We start from the raw sequence: 20,364 nt of genomic DNA, 5'->3' as shown, positions 1-20,364 counted from the left end.
CTGCCCCGCAGAAACGAAAAAGCCCGGCACTTGCCGGGCTTTTTCATGGCGCAGCCGATCAGCAGTCGGTCAGGCGCAGGAAGATCGCCGCCAGGTGCTCGATGCCGGCCTGGTCCTGCTCCTTGAAGCGGCCGATGCGCGGGCTGTCGAGGTCGAGCACGCCGATCAGCCTGCCGTCCTTCACCAGGGGCACCACCAGCTCGCTGTTGGACGCGCTGTCGCAGGCGATGTGGCCGGGGAAGGCATGCACGTCCTCGACACGCTGGGTCTCGCGGGTGCGTGCCGCAGCGCCACAGACGCCCCGGGTGAAGGGGATGCGCACGCAGGCGACCTTGCCCTGGAAGGGGCCGAGTACCAGCTCTTCCTGCTTGTTGAGGTAGAAGCCGGCCCAGTTCAGTTCGGGCAGCTCGTTATAGAGGAAGGCGGAAAACTGCGAGGCATTGGCGATGAAGTCGCGCTCGTCGGCGAGCAGCGACTCCAGTTGGGCCGCCAGCAGGGCGTAGCCCTCCAGGCCGGCACCGGCTTGTTGCAGGTCGATCATGGGGAAGTCTCCAGCAGCGCCCGGCCAACCCATTGGCGGGCGAATTGATAGGCGCAACGGCCATTGCGGTTGCCGCGCCCGAGGGCCCAGCGGATGGCCGCCTTCTCCAGCTCCTCGCTCCACTCCCAGGCCAGCCCGGCGGGGGCCAGGGACTCGATCCAGTGGCGCACCACGGCGAGGAAGTGCTCCTGGGTGAAGGGATAGAAGGACAGCCAGAGGCCGAAGCGGTCGGACAGGGCGATCTTGTCTTCCACCGCCTCGTTGGGGTGCAGCTCGCCGTCGACCATCTGCCAGTGCTCGTTGTCGCTCTCCTTCTCCGGCACCAGGTGGCGGCGGTTGGAGGTGGCGTAGAGCAGCACGTTGTCCGGTGCGCGCTCGAGGGAGCCGTCGAGCACGCTCTTGAGCACGCGGTAATCACCCTCACCGGACTCGAAGGAGAGGTCGTCGCAGAACATCACGAAGCGCTGCGGCAGCTTGGCCACCAGCTCCACTATGCGCGGCAGGTCGGCGAGATGATCGCGCTCGATCTCGATCAGGCGCAGGCCGACGCTCGCGTGGGCGGCCAGCAGCGCGCGCACCAGGGACGACTTGCCGGTGCCCCGGGCGCCCCACAGCAACGCATGGTTGGCGGGCAGGCCGTCGACGAACTGGCGGGTATTGCGCGCCAGCTGCTCACGCTGTGCATCGACGCCGATCAGGTCGGTGAGGTTGAGGTCGAGGCTCACTTCCAGCGGCTGCAGGTAGCCGCCACGCCCCTCGCGGTGCCAGCGCGCGGCGAGGCAGTCGCTCCAGTCGATCTCGGGGCGCAGGGCGGGCAGCAGGGGCTCCAGGCGCGCGAGCACGGCATCGGCGCGCTCGAGGAAGGCATTCAAACGGGAATCCACAATAAACTCCTTGATTCAGCTCGGAGAGCCGGGCTGTCGGCAGGTGGGATAGGCTATGCTTGGCAGGCCCACGGAACAAGGCCAAATCTTCTCGCCCATGGATATCCCGCTCACCCAACGCCTGTCGTTCAAGCAGGCCAGCATCACCGTGCTGGTGGCGTTCGTACTCGGGACACTCCTCAGCATCATCCAGGTCGGCATCGATTACGCCAGCGAGAACGCCTCGCTGGAGCGCGAGATCAATGCCCTGCTGGAAATCAGCCACAACCCTGCCGCCCGCATCGCCTACAACATCGACGCCGAACTGGCCCAGGAACTGGTGCTCGGCCTGCTGCGCTCCCCGGCGGTGATCCGCGCCGAGATCATCGACAACAGCGGCACCGTGCTCGCCAGCGTCAACCGCCCGCGCACCGAGAGCGACTACCGCATCTTCAGCGACTTCCTGTTCGGCGAGCGTCGCGACTTCCAGGACCCGCTGTACATCGCCCACGCCCCCTCGGAGACCCTCGGCCTGCTGCACCTGGAGGTGGACACCTTCGCCTTCGGCAACCATTTCCTGCGCCGCTCCATGCTCACCCTGCTGTCGGGCTTCGTCCGCAGCCTGTTGCTGTCGCTGATCCTCCTGGTGCTTTTCTACAGCATGCTCACCAAGCCCCTGGTGGGCCTGATCCGCGCCCTCAGCGAAGGCGACTCGCGCAATCCGGTGGACAACCGCCTGCCCTGCCCCCCCGGCCATGAACAGGACGAGATCGGCGTGCTGGTGGATGTGATCAACCGCCAGTTGGCCAACCTCTTCGCCGAGATGGAACAGCGCCGCGATGCCGAGGATCGCCTGACCCAGTACCTCGCCGAACTGGAGAACATCGTCTCGGCGCGTACGGCCGAGCTGAAAGCCACCAACAGCCGCCTCAGCCAGTCCAACCAGGAACTGGACATGGCCCGCACCCACGCCATTGAAACCGCCCAGGCCCGTGCCGCCTTCCTGGCCAACATGAGCCACGAGATCCGCACCCCGCTCAACGGCCTGCTCGGCATGCTCTCGCTGACCCTGGACAGCCCCCTGAACCCCGAGCAGCGCCAGCAGCTGACCATCGCCCACGACTCGGGCAACGTGCTGGTCGAGCTGCTCAACGACATCCTCGACCTGTCCAAGTTCGAGGCCGGCCAGCTTGAGCTGGAGGCCATCCCCTTCGACCTCGGCGTGCTGGTGGAAGACACCGCCAGCCTGCTCTCGCAGAACGCCGCACCCGGCGTGGAACTGAGCTGCCTGATCGACCCCCGCATGCCTTCGCTGGTGGTCGGCGACCCGACGCGGGTCCGGCAGATCGTCAGCAACCTGCTGTCCAACGCCCTCAAGTTCACCCGCTTCGGCCGCGTCGACCTGCGCGTCACGCCCACGGCCGAGGGCGTGACCGTCAGCGTGCGCGACACCGGCATCGGCATCTCCAGCGAGGCCATGCCCAAGCTGTTCCAGCCCTTCGCCCAGGCTGGCGCCGGCATCACCCGCCAGTTCGGCGGCACCGGGCTCGGCCTCGCCCTCACCCGGCGCCTCTGCGAAGCCATGAACGGCAAGCTGCACGTGCGCTCGGAAGAAGGCATCGGCAGCCTGTTCAGTGCCGAGCTGCCGCTGGCCAGCCATGCCAATGCCACGCCGGCACCGGCGTTGCAGGGGCGCGTCATCGCCCTGTGCGCCGCAGGCAGCGGCCTGGCCGAACTGCTGAAGACATGGCTGCCGGCCTGGGGCATCAACTACCAGCGACGCGACGTCGACACCAGCCTGGCGGGCCAGGTGTTCGACCAGGTCATCACCGACTCGCCGGAACACCTGCAGCGCCTGCGCGGCGAAAGCACGGCGCCGATCCTGCTGATCACCGGCTACGGCAACTTCATCCAGGGCGAACAGGCCACCCCGCTCGCCCCCCTGCAGCAGCTGGCCCGACCGCTGGCCCGCTCGGCGCTCTACCAGGCGCTGCGCCGCAGCCTGCAGGCCCAGCCGGACGAACCCGCACCCACGCCGCCCCCCAAGCAGCGCCTGGCGCGCTCGGCACGCGTGCTGCTGGTGGAAGACAACGCGGTGAACCAGTTGGTGGCCAAGGGCATGCTCGGCAAGCTGGGTTGCGAGGTGCTGATCGCCGCCCACGGGGGCGAGGCCCTGCAGATGCTCGCCGAGGAGCCCGTGGACCTGGTGCTGATGGACTGCAACATGCCGATCATGGACGGCTACGAGGCCACCCGGCGCATCCGCCAGAGCGGCAACTGGCCGGGCCTGCCCATCGTCGCGCTGACCGCCAACGCCCTGCCGGACGAACGCGAACGTTGCCGCGCCGCCGGCATGGACGACTACCTGGCCAAGCCCTTCCGCCGGGAAGAGCTGGTCGCCCTGTTGGACAACTGGCTGCCGGCTACCCAGCCAACCCAGTGAAGCGCCCGAGCAGTTCGGACAACCGGCTGCGCAGCTCCACCATCTCGTTGAGGTCCAGGCCGCTGCTGCAGATCAGCTCCGCGCGCAGCGCCGGCACCTGCTCGCGCAGCGCGACGCCGGACTCGCTCAACCCCAGATGCACCTCGCGCTCGTCATGGGCCGCACGACGGCGCAGCACATGGCCGAGCTGCTCGAGGCGCTTGAGCAGCGGCGTCAGGGTGCCGGAGTCCAGCATCAGACGCTCGCCCAGGGCCTTCACCGTGGGCTGCTCGGGCGGCGTGGCGTGCCACTCCCAGAGCACCAGCATGACCAGGTACTGCGGGTAGGTCAGGCCCAGCTGTTCGAGCAGGGGCCGGTAGCCACGGATCACGGCGCGCGAGGCGGCGTAGAGCTTGAAGCACAGCTGGTTGTCCAGCAGCAGGTCGGCGTCGGGCGATTCGGGCAGGGTCATTTCAGCAGCGCTTCGATCTCGGCGGTGAGCTCTTCTGGCTTGGTGGTCGGCGCGAAGCGCTTCACCTGGCGGCCTTCGCCGTCGATCAGGAACTTGGTGAAGTTCCACTTGATGCCCTTGCTGCCCAGGAGGCCGGGCGCGCGGTTCTTCAGCTCGACATAGAGCGGGTGGGCGTCGGCGCCGTTGACGTCGATCTTCTTGAACAGCGGGAAGCTGACGCCGAAGTTCAGCTCGCAGAATTCGGAGATGGCGCCCTCGTCACCCGGCTCCTGCTTGCCGAACTGGTTGCAGGGGAAGCCGAGCACCACCAGGCCCTTGTCCCTGTACTGCTGCCAGATGCTCTCCAGGCCCTTGTACTGAGGGGTGAAGCCGCACTTGCTCGCGGTATTGACCACCAGCACGGCCTTGCCGCCGAAATCGGCCAGCGTCTTCTGCTCGCCCTTGATGGTGGTGACGGGGATATCGAAAAGCTTCGCGCTCATGTGATGTGCCTGCAGTTGGGGGATGACGGCGACAAAAATAGCTCGCAATTGAATTGCATGCAATTTAAATACAGTAAAAAAGGCCCGCGCATCGGGCGGGCCCCTTCGATCAGCCTTCGCGAGGAACCAGCTTCAGCGACACCGAGTTGATGCAGTAGCGCAGGCCGGTCGGGCGCGGGCCATCCGGGAACACATGGCCCAGGTGCGCTTCGCAACGGGCGCAGCGCACCTCGATGCGGTGCATGCCATGGCTGAAGTCCTCCTTCTCCTCGATCGCACTGCCGTCCACCGGCTGGAAATAGCTCGGCCAGCCGCTGCCGGAATCGTACTTGGCATCGGAGTCGAACAGCGCCGCGCCGCAGCAGGAGCAATGGTAGATGCCCGGCGTCTTGGTGCCGTTGTACTCACCGGTGAAGGGACGTTCGGTGCCCCCCAGGCGACAGACGTGGAACTGGGCTTCGCTCAGCTCTTCACGCCAGGATTCAAGGGGTTTGTCCAGCTTTTCCATGGGTCACCTCGGCTACGGAAAAAAGCCCGACCAGTACCTTTTCCGGTCATCGGGCCGCACGTATCATGCGTGGCTTTAGACGCCAGTCTGGCAGCGGCGTTACAGGCTGCCAAGGCGCAGTTTCCTCAGATCGGGACACGAACCACCATGCAGGTCAGCAAATCGAACAAGCTCGCCAACGTCTGCTACGACATCCGCGGGCCCGTGCTCAAGCACGCCAAACGCCTGGAAGAGGAAGGCCACCGCATCCTCAAGCTGAACATCGGCAACCCGGCGCCGTTCGGTTTCGAAGCCCCCGAGGAAATCCTCCAGGACGTGATCCGCAACCTGCCGACCGCCCAGGGCTACAGCGACTCCAAGGGGCTGTTCAGCGCGCGCAAGGCGGTGATGCAGTACTACCAGCAGAAGCAGGTGGAAGGCATCGGCATCGAGGACATCTACCTCGGCAACGGCGTGTCCGAGCTGATCGTCATGTGCATGCAGGCGCTGCTCAACAACGGTGACGAGGTGCTGATCCCGGCCCCCGACTACCCGCTGTGGACCGCCGCCGTGAGCCTGGCCGGCGGCAAGCCGGTGCACTACCTGTGCGACGAGCAGGCCGACTGGTTCCCCGACCTCGAAGACATCAAGGCCAAGATCACCCCCAACACCAAGGCCATGGTGATCATCAACCCGAACAACCCCACCGGCGCCGTGTACTCCAGGGAACTGCTGGAGGGGATGGTCGAGCTGGCCCGCCAGCACAACCTGGTGCTGTTCTCCGACGAGATCTACGACAAGATCCTCTACGACGAAGCCGTGCACATCTCCACCGCTTCCCTGGCACCGGACGTGCTCTGCCTGACCTTCAACGGCCTGTCCAAGTCCTACCGCGTGGCCGGCTTCCGCTCCGGCTGGGTCGCCATCTCCGGGCCCAAGCAGCGTGCGCAGAGCTACATCGAAGGCATCGACATCCTGGCCAACATGCGCCTGTGCGCCAATGTGCCGAGCCAGCATGCGATCCAGACCGCCCTGGGCGGCTACCAGAGCATCAACGACCTCGTGCTGCCCAACGGCCGCCTGCTGGAGCAGCGCAACCGTACCTGGGAACTGCTCAACGACATCCCGGGCGTCAGTTGCGTCAAGCCCATGGGCGCGCTCTACGCCTTCCCGCGCATCGACCCGAAGGTCTGCCCCATCGTCAACGACGAGAAATTCGTCCTCGACCTGCTGCTCTCCGAGAAGCTGCTGATCGTCCAGGGCACCGCCTTCAACTGGCCGTGGCCGGACCACTTCCGCGTGGTCACCCTGCCCCGCGTCGACGACCTGGAGCAGGCCATCGGCCGCATCGGCAACTTCCTCAAGTCCTATCGCCAGTAAGGAACGCCAGCATGGGCCAGGCCAGACGCTACCTGCTCACCGGTGCCAGCTCCGGCATCGGCATGGCCCTGGCCCGGCGCCTCGCCAGCCAGGGGCATGACCTCGCCCTCGCCGCACGGCGCGAGGAGACCCTGCAGCAACTGGCCGAGGAACTGCGCAGCCAGTACGGCCGCACCATCGCCGTGCTGCCGCTGGACGTCACCGATTATGCCGCCTGCCAGGACGCCGTAGGCCTCGCCCGCAACGCCCTGGGAGGGCTCGACGGGCTGATCGCCAACGCCGGCATGGGCCTGGCGGGCAAGGCTGGCAGCGGCCGCTTCGAGCGCTACAGGCAGACCCTGGAAACCAACCTGCTCGGCGCCATCGCCTGCCTCGATGCCGCCACCGAACTGTTCCGCGAACAGGGCCACGGCCACCTGGTCGCCATCGCGTCGGTCGCCGGCAAGCGCGGCCTGCCCGCCACCGCCGGCTACTCGGCTAGCAAGGCCGGGCTGATCAGCTACATGGAATCCCTGGAGCTCGAACTGCACCGCAGCCCCATCGCCACCACCCTGATCCTACCCGGCTACATCGATACGCCGATCAACCAGGACGCCGGCCCACGCCCGTTCCTCATCGACGTCGAACGCGGCGCCGAACTGATCGCCCGACACATCGAGAAACGCACTCGCAGCGCCTACGTACCCGGCTGGCCCTGGGCCCTGATCGGCCGCCTGCTGCCCCTGCTGCCCACCTCGCTGATCGCCAGGGCGATGTGACCATGGACCTGCAGATCGACGACTTCTACAAGGACTGCGCGGCCGGCATGCTGATGCTCTACCAGGCCTTTCCGCGCAAGGTCGCCCTCTATATCGAGGACCTGATCGGCCACGAGGAACCCGACGAATTCGGTCTCCCCAGCAAACGCCACCAGGGCTGCCTGGGCGCCCTGATCTGGCTGGCCGAAGAGGGCTACATCCGCTACGAAAGCACCATCCGCTACGAGGCGCTGGACCAGGCCGTACTCAGCGAGAAAGGCTTCCTGCGCCTGTCCCGCACCCTGCCCCATGCCGTGCGCAGCGACGATGAACTGCCACCCAGCGTGCGCCGCGTCCACGCCACCCTCGCCCACCAGCTGCGCGAGGCCCTGGCCAGCCGCAACAGCGAACGCACCGCCCGCCTCACCCGGTTGCTCTTCGTCGGGACCGGCGGCACGACAGGCGACACAGTTTGAAATAGAGCCCAGGTTGAATAGGCATCTGGCGCACCTTATATAACCCCGCATTACACCGTCTTTCCCTGAGGAGACCGCTTTAACCATGATGCGCATCCTGTTGTTCGTGGCCACCAACCTCGCAGTCCTGGTGATCGCCAGCATCACCCTGAAGCTGCTGGGCGTAGACCGCTTCACTGGCCAGAATTACGGCAGCCTGCTGGTGTTCTGTGCCGTATTCGGCTTCGCCGGCTCCCTGGTCTCGCTGTTCATCTCCAAGTGGATGGCGAAGATGAGCACCGGCACCGAAATCATCACCCAGCCCCGCACCCGCCACGAACAGTGGCTGCTGCAGACCGTGGAGCAACTGTCCCGCGAAGCCGGTATCAAGATGCCGGAAGTGGGCATCTTCCCTGCCTACGAGGCCAACGCCTTCGCCACCGGCTGGAACCGCAACGACGCCCTGGTCGCCGTGAGCCAGGGCCTGCTGGAGCGTTTCTCGCCCGATGAGGTGAAGGCGGTGCTGGCGCACGAGATCGGCCACGTGGCCAACGGAGACATGGTCACCCTGGCGCTGATCCAGGGCGTGGTGAACACCTTCGTGATGTTCTTCGCGCGCATCTTCGGCAACTTCGTCGACAAGGTGATCCTGAAGAACGAGGAAGGCCACGGCATCGGATACTTCGTCGCGACCATCTTCGCCGAGCTGGTCCTGGGCATCCTCGCCAGCATCATCGTCATGTGGTTCTCGCGCAAACGCGAATACCGCGCCGACGAAGCCGGCGCCCAGCTGGCCGGCACCAACGCCATGATCGGCGCCCTGCAGCGCTTGCGCGCGGAACAGGGCGTGCCGGTGCAGATGCCCGACAGCCTCACCGCCTTCGGCATCAACGGCGGCCTGAAGAACGGCCTCGCCGGCCTGCTGATGAGCCACCCGCCACTGGAAGACCGCATCGAGGCCCTGCGCCGCCGCGGCTGATCCAAGCGCCACGAAAAAGGCGGCCAACCGGCCGCCTTTTTCATGTCCGCACGATATATCCCCGCTAGCGACGCTGCAGGCGGAACACCGGCTCGAACAGCTCATCCAGCCCACGGGAGGCAAACTTCCAGTTCTTCTCCAGCACGTCCTGGCGCTCCAGCAGCTCCACGCGCCAATCCGCCCCGAAGCGCTGCCGCACCTCCGCCTCCGGCACCGAGAACGGCGGGCCGTCGAGGCGTTCCTGTCCATATTCCAGGGTCACCATCAGCCCTTCGCAGCGAGCCGGAAGAATCGAACCCAGATGCGCCGCATAGCGCTCGCGCATATCCGGCGGCAGGGCGATGAGCGCCGCGCGGTCATAGAGCCCGGTACAGTCCGCGACCTCCCGCGCATCCAGGGCGAAGAAATCACCCAGGAGAATCTCGACGGCGCCCGCGCTGTAGCGGATCAGGGCGCCCTCATCGCGGATCTCGGGCTGCAACCCCTGCTCGGCGAAGAACCCGGTCACCGCCTTCTCCGCCAGTTCCACCCCCAGCACCCGATACCCCTGTGCGGCCAGCCAGGCCAGGTCCAGGGTCTTGCCGCACAAAGGCACCAGCACCCGCGAGCCAGGCGCCAGGCCAAGCGCGGGCCAGTAGTGCCGCAAATAGGTGTTGACCTCATCCAGATGAAAACCGATCTGGTCGTTGGCCCATCTGTCCTGCCAGAAACGCTCGTGCACGATCCACCTGCCGATTCGATAGGAACACTCAAGAATTTATGCTGGATGTCGATACGTCCAGCCCCGAAGATGGCGCTCATCCTAACGGAGGAAGCGCCCGATGTTACCCAGTCTTTTCATTTCCCATGGCTCCCCGATGCTCGCACTGGAACCTGGCGCCAGTGGCCCCGCGCTTGCGCGGCTCGCCCGCGAGCTGCCACGCCCGGAAGCGATCCTGGTGGTCTCCGCCCACTGGGAAAGCGAGCGCCTGGCCATCAGCGGCGGCACGCAGCTGGAGACCTGGCACGACTTCTACGGCTTCCCGCCCGAACTCTACGCGGTGCGGTACCCAGCCCACGGCGCCCCGGCGCTGGCCGCCGATGTGCAGCGTCTGCTGCGCGAACACGACCTGGACGCCGCCATCGACCCACAGCGCCCTATGGACCATGGCGTCTGGGTGCCGCTGTCGCTGATGTACCCGGAGGCGGATGTCCCGGTGCTGCAACTGTCCCTCCCCAGCCGTCTCGGCCCTGCCTTCCAGACCCGCGTCGGCCGCGCCCTGGCTGCCCTGCGCGAACGCGGCGTGCTGCTGATCGGCTCCGGCAGCATCACCCACAACCTGGGCGAGCTGAACTGGCGCGCCGGGCCGGAAGTGATCACCCCCTGGGCCCTGGAATTCCGCGACTGGATGGTTGAGCGCCTGGAGGCTGGCGACGAGGAAGCCCTGCACGACTACCGCGCGCTGGCACCCCACGCCCGCCGCAGCCATCCCAGCGATGAACACCTGCTGCCGCTGTATTTCGCCCGGGGTGCCGGTGGCGATTTCAAGGTGGAGCACAGCGGCTTCACCCTCGGCGCGCTAGGGATGGATATCTATCGGTTCGGCTAGACCTCAGGGGCAGCCCTGCAGCCTTGGGCGAATGAATTCGCCCCTACAGGAGTGCCGCCACCCAAACCATCGCCCATAAAAAAGCCCCGCGAGTGCGGGGCTTTTTCCTCAGGCGTGGATCAGTCTTCGCGATAGCGGCGCAGCTTCAGGGACTTGCCCGCGACGCGGGTGTCCTTGAGCTTGCCCAGCAGGCGATCCAGGCCGTCTTCCGGCAACTCGATCAGGCTGAAGGTCTCGCGGATCTGGATGCGACCGATGGCGTCACGTGCCAGGCCACCCTCGTTGAGGATGGCGCCGAGCAGGTTCTTCGCGGCGATGCCGTCGCGAGTCCCCAGCGCGGTGCGGCAACGCACGCGGCCTTCGGTCAGCGGCAGCGGAGCACGACGCTCGCGGTACTCGCTGCGCTCAGTGCTGCGCTCGCCATCACGCTCACGACGCTCGCGCGGCTGGGAGGCGCTCGGCACCAGCGGCTGCTCGCGCTCGACGTCGGCGAGGTTCAGCGCCTGACCGTTGGTGGCCTTGCGCAGCAGCGCTGCGGCCAGGGCACGCGGGCTGCAGCCGATGTCGGCGATCAGGCGATCCAGCAGCTCGCCATGGCTGGCCTCGGCATCGGCCACCAGGGGCGCGAGGCTGGCGGTCAGCTTCTTGATGCGCGCGTCCAGCACCTGCTGGGCGTTGGGCAGGCGGACTTCGGCGACCTTCTGGTTGGTCACGCGCTCGATCACCTGCAGCATGCGGCGCTCGCGCGGGGTGACCAGCAGCAGTGCACGACCATCGCGACCGGCACGGCCGGTACGGCCGATACGGTGCACGTAGGACTCGGGGTCGTACGGCATGTCCACGTTCACCACATGGGTGATGCGCGGTACGTCGATACCACGGGCAGCGACGTCGGTGGCGACGACGATGTCCAGGCGGCCGTCCTTGAGGGACTCGATCACGCGCTCACGCTGGTTCTGGGCGATGTCGCCGTTCAGCGCAGCGGCCTTGTAGCCCTTGGCTTCCAGGGCGGAAGCCAGGTCCAGGGTGGCCTGCTTGGTACGTACGAAGGCGATCAGGGCGTCGAATTCCTCGACCTCCAGCAGGCGCAGCACGGCACCGACCTTCTGGTCGGCATGGACCATCAGGTGAGCCTGCTCGATGCGGGCCACGGTCTGGGTCTTGGCGGCGATCTTGACGTGCTGCGGCTCTTTCAGGTGACGCTCGGCGATCGAACGGATCGACGGCGGCAGGGTGGCGGAGAACAGCACGCTCTGACGGCTTTCCGGCAGGGCCTGGAAGATCACTTCCAGGTCGTCCATGAAGCCGAGCTTGAGCATTTCGTCCGCTTCGTCCAGGACCAGTTGCTGCACGGTGGCGAGCATCTGCTCGTCACGGCGCAGGTGGTCGCACAGGCGGCCGGGGGTGGCCACGATCACCTGGGCGCCCTGGCGCAGGGCCTTGAGCTGCGGGCCCATGGGCGCGCCGCCATAGACGGCGACCACGTTCAGGCCGGGCATCTGCTTGGCGTAGGTTTCGAAGGCGGTGGCGACTTGCAGTGCGAGCTCGCGGGTCGGTGCCAGGATCAGCGCCTGCGGCTCGCGTTTGGCCGGATCGATACGGGAGAGGATGGGCAGCGCGAAGGCTGCTGTCTTGCCGGTACCGGTCTGGGCCTGGCCAATCATGTCGTGGCCGGCGAGGATCACCGGAATCGACTGGGCCTGGATGGGAGATGGCTCTTCATAGCCGACAGCCGAGATGGCTGCGAGAACGTTGGGATGAAGTCCGAGCGCGGCGAATCCGCCGATATCCTGGGTCATGGGTCTGCCTCATGTGCATCCGCAAAGACCCAAATCCCAGAGCTGCATATGCCGAAAGACCTTGTGGGTCACCCTGGCAGCCTGGGAGAGAATTTGCGAGTTGCTTATTGATATGGATGTAACGTCAAGGGTAGTCCGCGAAGCGGACGGTGCAGCCGAAGGCGAATGCCTCGAAAAATGCAGTTCCTGAACGGGGCCGGTTAAGGCCGGCGCAAATCATACCGGAAAAAGCTGACCGTCGCGCGTGTTTTTCACATGTTCGTCATCAACGCCGCCGGACGGTCATTCCTCGTGGACAACGACCCACGCCCCGGCTATATCCTCCATGCCCCCGCCCCTTCCACGCCAAAGGACCCACCCATGACCCAAGCCACCCCTGGCCGCGTTAGCCGTGAGAAACGCGGCCACGTCCTGCTGCTCGGACTGGACCGTACCGCCAAGCGCAATGCCTTCGACCGGGCGATGCTCGATGACCTGGTCACGGCATTGGGCGAATACGAGCGCGATGACGACGCGCGCTGCGCGCTGGTCTTCGCCCATGGCGAGCACTTCACCGCGGGGCTGGACCTGGCCAATGTCGCCGAGACCTTCAGGAACGGCTGGCAGTTGCCGGAGGGCGCGGTCGACCCCTGGGGCACCTTCGGCGGCGAGCGCCTTTCCAAACCGCTGATCCTGGCCGTACAGGGCTACTGCTTCACCATCGGCATCGAGCTGATGCTGGCCGCCGACATCAACCTCTGCGCCAGCAACACCCGTTTCGCGCAGATGGAGGTACAGCGCGGCATCTTCCCGTTCGCCGGCGCCACCCTGCGCCTGCACCAGGCCGCCGGCTGGGGCAACGCCATGCGCTGGCTGCTCACCGGCGATGAGTTCGATGCCCACGAGGCCTACCGCCTCGGCCTGGTTCAGGAAGTGCTGGCCAGCGAGGAGCTGATGCCCCGTGCGTTGTGGCTGGCAGAACGGGTCGCCGCGCAGGCACCGCTGGGCATCAAGGCCACCCTCGCCTCGGCGCGCCAGACTGTGAGCGAAGGCGAGCAGGTCGCCGCTCGCAACCTGCCGGCGGTGGCCAAGCGCCTGCTGGGCTCCGAAGACGCCCAGGAAGGCGTACGCGCGATGCTCGAACGCCGTCCGGGCGAATTCAAGGGGCGCTGATCCTGGCGACAATCACCCTGGTGCTGCTGCCGGGCATGGACGGCAGCGGCGAGCTCTTCGCTCCATTGATCCAGGCACTGGGTAGCGACCTGCACACGCAGGTCGTGCGCTATCCGGCGCAGCAACCGCTCGGCTATGCGCCATTGATGGATCAAGTCAGGCAGCAACTGCCCCTTGGCCGGCCATTCATCCTGCTCGGCGAATCCTTCTCCGGCCCCATCGCCATCAGTCTCGCGGCCGATCGCCCCGCCGGGCTGCGGGGACTGGTGCTCTGCTGCACCTTCGTCCGCAACCCTCACCCCCGCCTCGCGTGGCTGAGCGGCCTGCTGCCGCTTCTGTCTCCGCGGCAGGCTCCCCGCGCCCTGCTGAGCCAGTTGCTGCTCGGCAGGTTCGCCACCCCGGCACTGAACCAGGCCCTGGTCGACGCACTGGCGCCGTTGTCATCGGCGACCCTGCAGGCCCGGCTGCGCGCGGTGCTGGATGTGGATGCCACCGGGCACCTGCAGCGGATCCAGGTGCCGCTGCTGTACCTGCAGGCGGCGGAGGATCGGCTGGTGCCAGCTGACGCTGCCCGGCTCATCGAACGCTATTCAGGGGACTTTCGATGCCTGCGACTGGAGGCCCCGCACTGCCTGCTGCAAGCCAGGCCGCACGAAGCCGCCCAGGCACTGGAAGGCTTCGCTAAGACGGTCGGGATCGATCAGGGCGATCAGGTCGCCGGGCGCAGCACGTCCAGCAGGGGTTGCAGCGAGTAGCCCAGGCGCGGCGCCAATGCCTCGCAGCGGGCGGCCAGGGCCTCGACGTCCAGTTGCTGCTCGAGATCGGCGGGGACGATGAGGATGACGTTGCCCTCCTTCACCGGGCACTCCCAGTAGTGGCGGTGGTAGAGACCGCGCAGCAGGGCGGCGCCCAGCGGACGACCGTCGTTGCCGGCCCACTGGTTGATCACCAGCCAGCCACCGGGGTTGAGGCGCTTCTGGCAGTTTTCCAGGAAGCGCCAGGCGAGGTGGCCGACGCCGGGGCCGGTGTCGGTGTAGAGATCGACGAAGATCAGGTCGGCGGTCTCGGCGCTGTCCAGCAAATCAAGGGCATCACCGATGCGCACCGTGAGGCGCGGGTCGTCGTCGAGGCCGAGGTATTGCATGGCCAGGCGCGGCACCTCGGGACGCAGCTCGACCACTTCCACATCGTCCAGCGGCAGGAATTTCATGCACGCCTGGGTCAGGGTGCCGGCTCCCAGGCCGAGGAACAGTGCGCTCTCCGGGTACTCGTGGCACAGCGCGCCCAGCAGCATCGCGCGGGTGTAGTCGTACTCCAGCCAGCAGGGATCGGCAGTGAAGACGCAGCTCTGCTCCACCGCCTCGCCGAACTCGAGAAACCGGTACTCGCCCACTTCCAGCACGCGGATGACGCCGAACTCGTCATGCACCTCCGCCAGCAAACGCTCCTCGCGCATCGCCACTCCCCAGTCCGCCCCCCGTGACATTTCGCACCAGGGGCGCGCCACAAAGGCGCCGTTTGCCATTGAAGCGAGGTGCCCTCACCTCGCCATAATCCGGGCATGCCGCAGGCCCAGCCAGGCGCTGCCCGAAAAAACCCGAGAAGAATAACAGCCAAGAGGTGCATCCCACTCATGTACGCCATCATCGGCGCCGGCCCCATGGGCCTTTGCGCGGCCCGCCAGTTGCAGAAGCATGGAATCCCCTTCGTCGGCTTCGAATTGCACGAGGACGTGGGCGGGCTCTGGGACATCGACAACCCCCACAGCACCATGTACGAGTCCGCGCACCTGATCTCCTCCAAGCGCACCACCGAGTTCAGCGAATTCCCGATGGCCGACGACGTGGCGCCCTACCCGCACCACAGCGAGATGCGCCGCTACTTCCGCGACTACGCCGAGCATTTCGGCCTGCGCGAGCACTACCAGTTCGGCACCCGCGTCCAATCGCTGGAGCGCCAGGACAAGGGCTGGAGGCTCACCAGCGAGCGCAACGGCGAGCGCCGCGAATGGCAGGTGGATGGCGTGCTCATCGCCAGCGGCACCCTGCATGCGCCCAACCAGCCGGAACTGCCCGGCCGCTTCGACGGCGAGCTGCTGCATTCGGCCGACTACCGCTCCCCGGCGCTGTTCGAGGGCAAGCGCGTGCTGGTGATCGGCTGCGGCAACTCGGCCTGCGACATCGCCGTCGACGCCGTGCACCGCGCCCGCTCGGTCGATATCTCGGTACGCCGTGGCTACTACTTCCTGCCCAAGTTCCTCCTCGGCCGCCCAATCGACACCTTCGGCGGCGCGGTGAAGCTGCCACGCCCGCTCAAGCAACGCATCGACGGCGCCCTGATCCGCGCCCTCATCGGCAAGCCCTCCGACTACGGCCTGCCCGACCCGGACTACCGCCTCTACGAATCCCACCCGGTGGTGAACTCCCTGGTGCTGCACCACCTCGGCCACGGCGACATCAAGGCGCGGCCCGACCTGGCCAGCGTCGAAGGCCGCCAGGTGGCGTTCCGCGACGGCAGCCGGGCGGACTACGACCTCATCCTCCAGGCCACGGGCTACAAGCTGGACTACCCCTTCATCGCCCGCGAGGAGCTGAACTGGCCCGAGCGCGCCGGGGCCCCGCAGCTGTACCTGAACATCTTCCATCCGCAGTACGACGACCTGTTCATGATGGGCATGGTGGAAGCGTCTGGCCTCGGCTGGCAGGGCCGCGCCGAGCAGGCCGAGCTGGTGGCGCTGTTCATCCGCCAGTGCCGGGCCGGCAGCGCCTCGGCCGAGGGCTTCCGTCGCCTCAAGGCCAAGCGCGCCGGGCAGCGCCTGGATGGCGGCTACGCCTACCTGGAACTGGAGCGCATGGCCTACTACGTGCACAAGGACAGCTACCGCAGCAGCGTGAAACGGCATATCGACGAGCTGCGCCGCGACCTGCGCGAACAGCCCGCCGACGCCCCCGCGCTGGCCTGAGGTGGGCGACGATGCCTGGCTCTGGCTGGGCCTGTTCATCCTCTTCGCCTATGGCCTGGAAGCCGTCACCGGCTTCGGCAGCACGGTGGTCGCCCTGTCCCTTGGCGCCCTGCTGCTGCCGATCGACCGGTTGCTGCCGGTGCTGGTGCCGCTGAACCTGCTGATGAGCGGCTACCTGGCCTGGCGCTACCGGCACCTGGCGGACTGGCCGCTGCTGCTGGGCGGCATCCTGCCGGCCATGCTCGTCGGCACCCTGCTCGGCTACGCCCTGCTGCCCTGGCTCGATGGCGACGCGCTGAAACGGGGCTTCGGCGTGCTGATCCTCTGGTTCGCCCTGCGCGAGCTGTGGCGGCAGAGGCGCGAACGCCCCCGGGGCCGCACGCCCCTCTGGATGACCCGCCTGCAGATCGGCGCCGGCGGCCTCTGCCACGGCCTGTTCGCCTCGGGTGGCCCGTTGCTGGTCTACGCGCTGGCCGCGACGCCCCTGGGCAAGGCGCGCCTGCGGGCCACGCTCGCCTGTGTCTGGCTCGGCCTCAACGGCCTGCTCAGCCTGGCCTTCCTGGTGGACGGCCGCCTGGTTCCCGCCCTGCCCCACCTGGCGCTCTACCTGCCGCTGCTGGCCATCGGCGTGGTGGCGGGCGAGTGGCTGCACCACCGCGTGGCCGAACGGTACTTCCGCACCGCCATCCACCTGTTGCTGTGCCTCTGCGGCGCACTGCTCGCCTGGCGTGCCTGAAGCGCTGGCAGCGCGGGGCCTTTCGGTTACCATGCGCCATCCGCCACACAGCCCTGATCGAGACCCTGATGAGCAACTTGTCGTCCAGCGCAGACTGGAGCCCGGAAAGCTGGAGAACCAAGCCGATCCTGCAACAGCCGACCTACCCGGACGCCGCGCGCCTGGCCCAGGTCGAGCAGACCCTGGCCAGCTACCCGCCCCTGGTGTTCGCCGGCGAGGCGCGCGAACTGCGCCGCCAGTTCAGCGAAGTCACCGAGGGCCGCGCCTTCCTCCTCCAGGGAGGCGACTGCGCCGAGAGCTTCGCCGAGTTCTCCGCCGCGAAGATCCGCGACACCTTCAAGGTGCTGCTGCAGATGGCCATCGTCATGACCTTCGCCGCCGGCTGCCCGGTGGTGAAGGTGGGCCGCATGGCCGGCCAGTTCGCCAAGCCGCGCTCGGCCGATGACGAAACCATCGATGGCGTCACCCTGCCCGCCTACCGGGGCGACATCGTCAACGGCATCGGCTTCGACGCCGCCAGCCGCGCGCCGGACCCGGAGCGCCTGCTGCAGGCCTACCACCAGTCCACCGCCAGCCTCAACCTGCTGCGCGCCTTCGCCCAGGGCGGCTTCGCCGATGTGCACCAGGTGCACCAGTGGAACCTCGACTTCATCGCCAACTCGGCGCTGACGGAGAAGTACAGCCAGCTCGCCGACCGCATCGACGAGACCCTCGCCTTCATGCGCGCCTGCGGCCTGGACAGCGCCCCGCAGCTGCGCGAGGCGAGCTTCTTCACCGCCCACGAAGCGCTGCTGCTGAACTATGAGCAGGCCTTCGTGCGTCGCGACAGCCTCACCGGCGGCTGGTACGACTGCTCCGCCCACATGCTCTGGATCGGCGACCGCACCCGCCAGCTGGACGGCGCCCACGTCGAGTTCCTGCGCGGCGTCGGCAACCCCATCGGCGTCAAGGTGGGGCCGAGCATGCCGAGCGAAGACCTGATCCGCCTGATCGACATCCTCAACCCGGACAACGACCCGGGCCGCCTCAACCTCATCGTGCGCATGGGCGCCGAGAAGGTCGGCGAGCACCTGCCGCGGCTGATCCGCACCGTGCAGGCCGAGGGCCGCAAGGTGCTGTGGAGCTCGGACCCGATGCACGGCAACACCATCAAGGCCTCCAGCGGCTACAAGACCCGCGACTTCGCCATCATCCTTTCCGAGGTGAAGCAGTTCTTCCAGGTGCACCAGGCCGAGGGCAGCCATGCCGGTGGCATCCACATCGAAATGACCGGGCAGAACGTCACCGAGTGCATCGGCGGCGCCCGCCCGATCACCGAGGACGGCCTCTCCGACCGCTACCACACCCACTGCGACCCGCGCCTGAACGCGGACCAGTCGCTGGAGCTGGCCTTCCTCATCGCCGAGACGCTGAAACAGGTCCGCCGCTGACGACGCCACCCCGGAAACGACGAAGCCCCGCAATCGCGGGGCTTCGTGCTTTCAGCGGGCTCAGGCGGCGGCGAAGAGTTCGCCGATGCGCTGCTGGGCACCCTTGATCGCATTGCTGCGCGGGTCTTCGCCGTAGGCCAGGCCTTCGGCACGGACGATCTCGATGTCGGTGATGCCGAGGAAGTTCAGCACCTGCACCAGGTAGGCCTCATGGGCCTGGCCGCTGGGCTGGCCGGCGTGGATGCCACCGGCGGTGGAGACGATCACCACCTTCTTGCCACCGGCGAGGCCCTTGGGGCCGTTCTCGTCGTAGGCGAAGGTCTTGCCGGCGACGGCGATGCGGTCGATCCAGGCCTTGAGCTGGGTCGGCACGGTGAAGTTGTACATCGGGGCACCGATGACGATGGCGTCGGCGGCGAGGAACTCCTCGAGGGTTTCCTCGGCCAGCTTCACTTCGGCCTTCTGCGCGGCGTCGCGCAGTTCCGCCGGGGTGCCGCCAGCCACCAGGCTGGCAGCGGAAAGGTGGGCGTAGGCATCGGTGGCGAGGTCACGGTAGCTGAGCTGGACGCCGGCATTGGCGGCCTGCCAGGCCTGCACCACGGCGCGGCTCAGTTGGCGGGAGGCGGAGGCGTCGCCGAGGATGCTGGAATCGAGGTGCAGAAGTTTCATGGGTATCCCCTGATCTGGCGATCACCGGATGTGATCGAAGTGGGGAGAATCCTATCCACGAAGCGAAAGCCTTATTAGTCGGCAAAAATGCGATGCACCGTCCCACCCATGAGACGAAACGGCAGATCAGCGCGACGAGGTCTGCAGGTCGCTCAGGGTCTGGGTGAAGAAGCGCACCGCCTCGGCGTTCAGCTCGCGGTGGATGGCGACCCGGTCGACGCCCTCGGCGTCCTGGCACAGCCGCGGCAGCATGGCGTCCATCTCGGCCGAGCACGGGGCCATGAACACGAAGTGCCCCGCCCCCGGCAGCAGGCGGAAATCCGGGGGATTGGGCAACCTGCGCTGCAGGGCCCCGGCGTTCTGCTCCAGTTGCAGGGTGCGATCGTCGTCGCCGGAATAGAGCAGCACCGGAACCTGTACCGGCTCCAGTTCCTTGCGGCCGAACATCAGGCCCAGCGGCGCCATCAGCATCAGCGCGCTGACCCGTGAATCGGCGATGGCTTCCAGGTCATCGCGGTCGGAGATCAGTTCGCCGGCATGCCCGCAGGCGTCGCTGTCTTCGGGCCACTGCCGGCAGTAGGCGCGCAGGCGCTCGGGCTCGGGCTGCGCGCCGGCGAGGATCAGCGCCGTCTCGCCACCGGCCGAGTAGCCGATCACCCCGACCCGCTCGGTATCCAGGCTGCCGGCCAGCATCGCGTCCTGCTCGGCGGCATCGATGGCGGCGGTCAGTTGCAGCGGGCGACCGTAGAGGTTGCTCAGGGTGCCGCTGCGGCTCTGGTCCTTGTAGTTGTCACCGGTGTGCAGCACCGCCAGCACCACGAACCCGCGTCGCGCCAGTGCGGTGGCCAGGTCATGGTGGGCCAGGGGCGAGCCGCCGTTGCCGTGCGACAGCAGCACCAGCGGGAAATGGCCGCCGGCGATGGGGGCGTCCAGGCCGGCGTCGACCTGATAGAGGCCGAGCTCGGTACGCGTGGGCTCGCCCGCTGCCGGGTAGAAGGCGACCGCGCTCATCTCGCGCTGCTCGTCCACCGGGTCGGTGAGGACCAGGCGATGCACGCCGACCGCCTGTGCGCCGAATGCGGGGAGCGCCACCAGCAGCGACGCCAGGGCCAGTACTGCAGAAAGACGAACCAACATGGTGCTCACCTTCCGTTCCAGGTTCAGGAATCGGGCGTGCCTGCCATCAATTGCGCCTTGCTTCGTTCCTTG

The 20,364-nt window shown here is 67.2% G+C and carries 21 protein-coding genes; 11 read left to right on the top strand and 10 right to left on the bottom strand.

Going from position 1 to position 20,364, the window contains the following annotated elements:
- Positions 1-58: 58 nt before the first annotated feature.
- Complete coding sequence (locus WFQ67_RS12675; protein WP_213625307.1) at positions 59-541, bottom strand: GAF domain-containing protein; 483 nt, start codon at positions 539-541, stop codon at positions 59-61.
- Positions 538-1,425: an ATP-binding protein gene (locus WFQ67_RS12670; protein ID WP_337057054.1), complete on the bottom strand. Its 888-nt coding sequence runs from the start codon at positions 1,423-1,425 to the stop codon at positions 538-540. The genes WFQ67_RS12675 and WFQ67_RS12670 overlap by 4 nt, the downstream gene beginning before the upstream one ends.
- 55 nt (positions 1,426-1,480) lie before the next feature.
- Here WFQ67_RS12670 and WFQ67_RS12665 point away from each other — a divergent pair, with 55 nt between their 5' ends.
- Complete coding sequence (locus tag WFQ67_RS12665) at positions 1,481-3,847, top strand: ATP-binding protein (protein WP_442969585.1); 2,367 nt, start codon at positions 1,481-1,483, stop codon at positions 3,845-3,847.
- On the opposite strand, the gene WFQ67_RS12660 is transcribed toward WFQ67_RS12665, so the two are convergent.
- The 3 genes from WFQ67_RS12660 to msrB form a co-directional block, all read right to left on the bottom strand.
- Complete coding sequence (locus WFQ67_RS12660; protein ID WP_337057052.1) at positions 3,828-4,298, bottom strand: MarR family winged helix-turn-helix transcriptional regulator; 471 nt, start codon at positions 4,296-4,298, stop codon at positions 3,828-3,830. The two genes, WFQ67_RS12665 and WFQ67_RS12660, sit on opposite strands and share 20 nt — an antisense overlap.
- The gene (locus WFQ67_RS12655) at positions 4,295-4,780 is read right to left on the bottom strand and encodes a glutathione peroxidase (protein ID WP_173178228.1); all 486 of its coding nucleotides are present in this window, start codon (positions 4,778-4,780) and stop codon (positions 4,295-4,297) included. The genes WFQ67_RS12660 and WFQ67_RS12655 overlap by 4 nt, the downstream gene beginning before the upstream one ends.
- A 109-nt stretch (positions 4,781-4,889) precedes the next feature.
- Positions 4,890-5,288, bottom strand: a complete 399-nt coding sequence (gene msrB, locus WFQ67_RS12650) for a peptide-methionine (R)-S-oxide reductase MsrB (protein WP_173178229.1) — start codon at positions 5,286-5,288, stop codon at positions 4,890-4,892.
- A gap of 147 nt (positions 5,289-5,435) precedes the next feature.
- On the opposite strand from msrB, the gene WFQ67_RS12645 reads away from it, so the two are divergent.
- From WFQ67_RS12645 to htpX, 4 genes are all read left to right on the top strand, one after another.
- Positions 5,436-6,647 carry a pyridoxal phosphate-dependent aminotransferase gene (locus WFQ67_RS12645; protein WP_173178230.1) on the top strand — a complete coding sequence of 404 codons (1,212 nt, stop codon included), beginning with the start codon at positions 5,436-5,438 and terminating at the stop codon, positions 6,645-6,647.
- 11 nt (positions 6,648-6,658) lie between these two features.
- Positions 6,659-7,405 (top strand): SDR family NAD(P)-dependent oxidoreductase, encoded by a 747-nt coding sequence (locus WFQ67_RS12640; RefSeq protein ID WP_337057051.1) that lies wholly within the window; start codon positions 6,659-6,661, stop codon positions 7,403-7,405.
- A gap of 2 nt (positions 7,406-7,407) precedes the next feature.
- Entirely contained in the window at positions 7,408-7,860 is a 453-nt protein-coding gene (locus WFQ67_RS12635; RefSeq protein WP_173178232.1) for a hypothetical protein, read from the top strand.
- An 85-nt stretch (positions 7,861-7,945) separates the two neighbouring features.
- Complete coding sequence (gene htpX, locus WFQ67_RS12630) at positions 7,946-8,818, top strand: protease HtpX (RefSeq protein ID WP_213625311.1); 873 nt, start codon at positions 7,946-7,948, stop codon at positions 8,816-8,818.
- A 64-nt stretch (positions 8,819-8,882) separates the two neighbouring features.
- On the opposite strand, the gene WFQ67_RS12625 is transcribed toward htpX, so the two are convergent.
- Positions 8,883-9,539, bottom strand: coding sequence for a thiopurine S-methyltransferase (locus WFQ67_RS12625; protein WP_213625312.1), 657 nt, complete (start codon positions 9,537-9,539; stop codon positions 8,883-8,885).
- A gap of 100 nt (positions 9,540-9,639) precedes the next feature.
- On the opposite strand from WFQ67_RS12625, the gene WFQ67_RS12620 reads away from it, so the two are divergent.
- Positions 9,640-10,407, top strand: a complete 768-nt coding sequence (locus WFQ67_RS12620) for a DODA-type extradiol aromatic ring-opening family dioxygenase (protein ID WP_337057049.1) — start codon at positions 9,640-9,642, stop codon at positions 10,405-10,407.
- A 119-nt stretch (positions 10,408-10,526) separates the two neighbouring features.
- Here WFQ67_RS12620 and WFQ67_RS12615 read toward each other — a convergent pair whose 3' ends face one another.
- Complete coding sequence (locus WFQ67_RS12615) at positions 10,527-12,206, bottom strand: DEAD/DEAH box helicase (protein WP_173178235.1); 1,680 nt, start codon at positions 12,204-12,206, stop codon at positions 10,527-10,529.
- Between the two features lie 360 nt (positions 12,207-12,566).
- Here WFQ67_RS12615 and WFQ67_RS12610 point away from each other — a divergent pair, with 360 nt between their 5' ends.
- Complete coding sequence (locus WFQ67_RS12610) at positions 12,567-13,358, top strand: crotonase/enoyl-CoA hydratase family protein (protein WP_337057048.1); 792 nt, start codon at positions 12,567-12,569, stop codon at positions 13,356-13,358.
- Between the two features lie 20 nt (positions 13,359-13,378).
- Positions 13,379-14,113, top strand: coding sequence for an alpha/beta fold hydrolase (locus tag WFQ67_RS12605; RefSeq protein WP_244862909.1), 735 nt, complete (start codon positions 13,379-13,381; stop codon positions 14,111-14,113).
- Here WFQ67_RS12605 and WFQ67_RS12600 read toward each other — a convergent pair.
- On the bottom strand, positions 14,068-14,814 hold the full coding sequence (locus WFQ67_RS12600) for a spermidine synthase (protein WP_173178238.1): 747 nt from the start codon (positions 14,812-14,814) through the stop codon (positions 14,068-14,070). The two genes, WFQ67_RS12605 and WFQ67_RS12600, sit on opposite strands and share 46 nt — an antisense overlap.
- 177 nt (positions 14,815-14,991) lie before the next feature.
- On the opposite strand from WFQ67_RS12600, the gene WFQ67_RS12595 reads away from it, so the two are divergent.
- The 3 genes from WFQ67_RS12595 to WFQ67_RS12585 all read left to right on the top strand — a co-directional run bounded on the left by WFQ67_RS12595 (position 14,992) and on the right by WFQ67_RS12585 (position 18,486).
- The gene (locus WFQ67_RS12595) at positions 14,992-16,320 is read left to right on the top strand and encodes a flavin-containing monooxygenase (protein WP_337057047.1); all 1,329 of its coding nucleotides are present in this window, start codon (positions 14,992-14,994) and stop codon (positions 16,318-16,320) included.
- 1 nt (position 16,321) lies between these two features.
- Positions 16,322-17,056, top strand: a complete 735-nt coding sequence (locus WFQ67_RS12590) for a sulfite exporter TauE/SafE family protein (protein ID WP_337057046.1) — start codon at positions 16,322-16,324, stop codon at positions 17,054-17,056.
- A gap of 68 nt (positions 17,057-17,124) precedes the next feature.
- Positions 17,125-18,486 carry a class II 3-deoxy-7-phosphoheptulonate synthase gene (locus WFQ67_RS12585; protein WP_263150078.1) on the top strand — a complete coding sequence of 454 codons (1,362 nt, stop codon included), beginning with the start codon at positions 17,125-17,127 and terminating at the stop codon, positions 18,484-18,486.
- Between the two features lie 60 nt (positions 18,487-18,546).
- Here the strand turns inward: WFQ67_RS12585 and WFQ67_RS12580 are convergent, their stop codons facing one another.
- The gene (locus tag WFQ67_RS12580) at positions 18,547-19,155 is read right to left on the bottom strand and encodes an FMN-dependent NADH-azoreductase (RefSeq protein WP_173178241.1); all 609 of its coding nucleotides are present in this window, start codon (positions 19,153-19,155) and stop codon (positions 18,547-18,549) included.
- Between the two features lie 126 nt (positions 19,156-19,281).
- Positions 19,282-20,289 carry an alpha/beta hydrolase family protein gene (locus tag WFQ67_RS12575; RefSeq protein WP_213630615.1) on the bottom strand — a complete coding sequence of 336 codons (1,008 nt, stop codon included), beginning with the start codon at positions 20,287-20,289 and terminating at the stop codon, positions 19,282-19,284.
- Between the last annotated feature and the right edge of the window lie 75 nt (positions 20,290-20,364).

This window comes from Pseudomonas sp. USHLN015 (assembly GCF_037153275.1).
Taxonomy (GTDB): domain Bacteria; phylum Pseudomonadota; class Gammaproteobacteria; order Pseudomonadales; family Pseudomonadaceae; genus Metapseudomonas; species Metapseudomonas tohonis.
Note: the sequence above shows the minus strand (reverse complement) of the source record. Positions and strands in the feature narration are given on the sequence as shown.

Coding starts and splice junctions, on each gene's coding strand:
- WFQ67_RS12675 (WP_213625307.1), bottom strand. CDS start 541: ATGATCGACCTGCAACAAGCCGGTGCCGGCCTGGAGGGCTACGCCCTG.
- WFQ67_RS12665 (WP_442969585.1), top strand. CDS start 1,481: ATGCTTGGCAGGCCCACGGAACAAGGCCAAATCTTCTCGCCCATGGAT.
- WFQ67_RS12660 (WP_337057052.1), bottom strand. CDS start 4,298: ATGACCCTGCCCGAATCGCCCGACGCCGACCTGCTGCTGGACAACCAG.
- WFQ67_RS12655 (WP_173178228.1), bottom strand. CDS start 4,780: ATGAGCGCGAAGCTTTTCGATATCCCCGTCACCACCATCAAGGGCGAG.
- msrB (WP_173178229.1), bottom strand. CDS start 5,288: ATGGAAAAGCTGGACAAACCCCTTGAATCCTGGCGTGAAGAGCTGAGC.
- WFQ67_RS12645 (WP_173178230.1), top strand. CDS start 5,436: ATGCAGGTCAGCAAATCGAACAAGCTCGCCAACGTCTGCTACGACATC.
- WFQ67_RS12640 (WP_337057051.1), top strand. CDS start 6,659: ATGGGCCAGGCCAGACGCTACCTGCTCACCGGTGCCAGCTCCGGCATC.
- WFQ67_RS12635 (WP_173178232.1), top strand. CDS start 7,408: ATGGACCTGCAGATCGACGACTTCTACAAGGACTGCGCGGCCGGCATG.
- htpX (WP_213625311.1), top strand. CDS start 7,946: ATGATGCGCATCCTGTTGTTCGTGGCCACCAACCTCGCAGTCCTGGTG.
- WFQ67_RS12620 (WP_337057049.1), top strand. CDS start 9,640: ATGTTACCCAGTCTTTTCATTTCCCATGGCTCCCCGATGCTCGCACTG.
- WFQ67_RS12615 (WP_173178235.1), bottom strand. CDS start 12,206: ATGACCCAGGATATCGGCGGATTCGCCGCGCTCGGACTTCATCCCAAC.
- WFQ67_RS12610 (WP_337057048.1), top strand. CDS start 12,567: ATGACCCAAGCCACCCCTGGCCGCGTTAGCCGTGAGAAACGCGGCCAC.
- WFQ67_RS12600 (WP_173178238.1), bottom strand. CDS start 14,814: ATGCGCGAGGAGCGTTTGCTGGCGGAGGTGCATGACGAGTTCGGCGTC.
- WFQ67_RS12595 (WP_337057047.1), top strand. CDS start 14,992: ATGTACGCCATCATCGGCGCCGGCCCCATGGGCCTTTGCGCGGCCCGC.
- WFQ67_RS12585 (WP_263150078.1), top strand. CDS start 17,125: ATGAGCAACTTGTCGTCCAGCGCAGACTGGAGCCCGGAAAGCTGGAGA.
- WFQ67_RS12580 (WP_173178241.1), bottom strand. CDS start 19,155: ATGAAACTTCTGCACCTCGATTCCAGCATCCTCGGCGACGCCTCCGCC.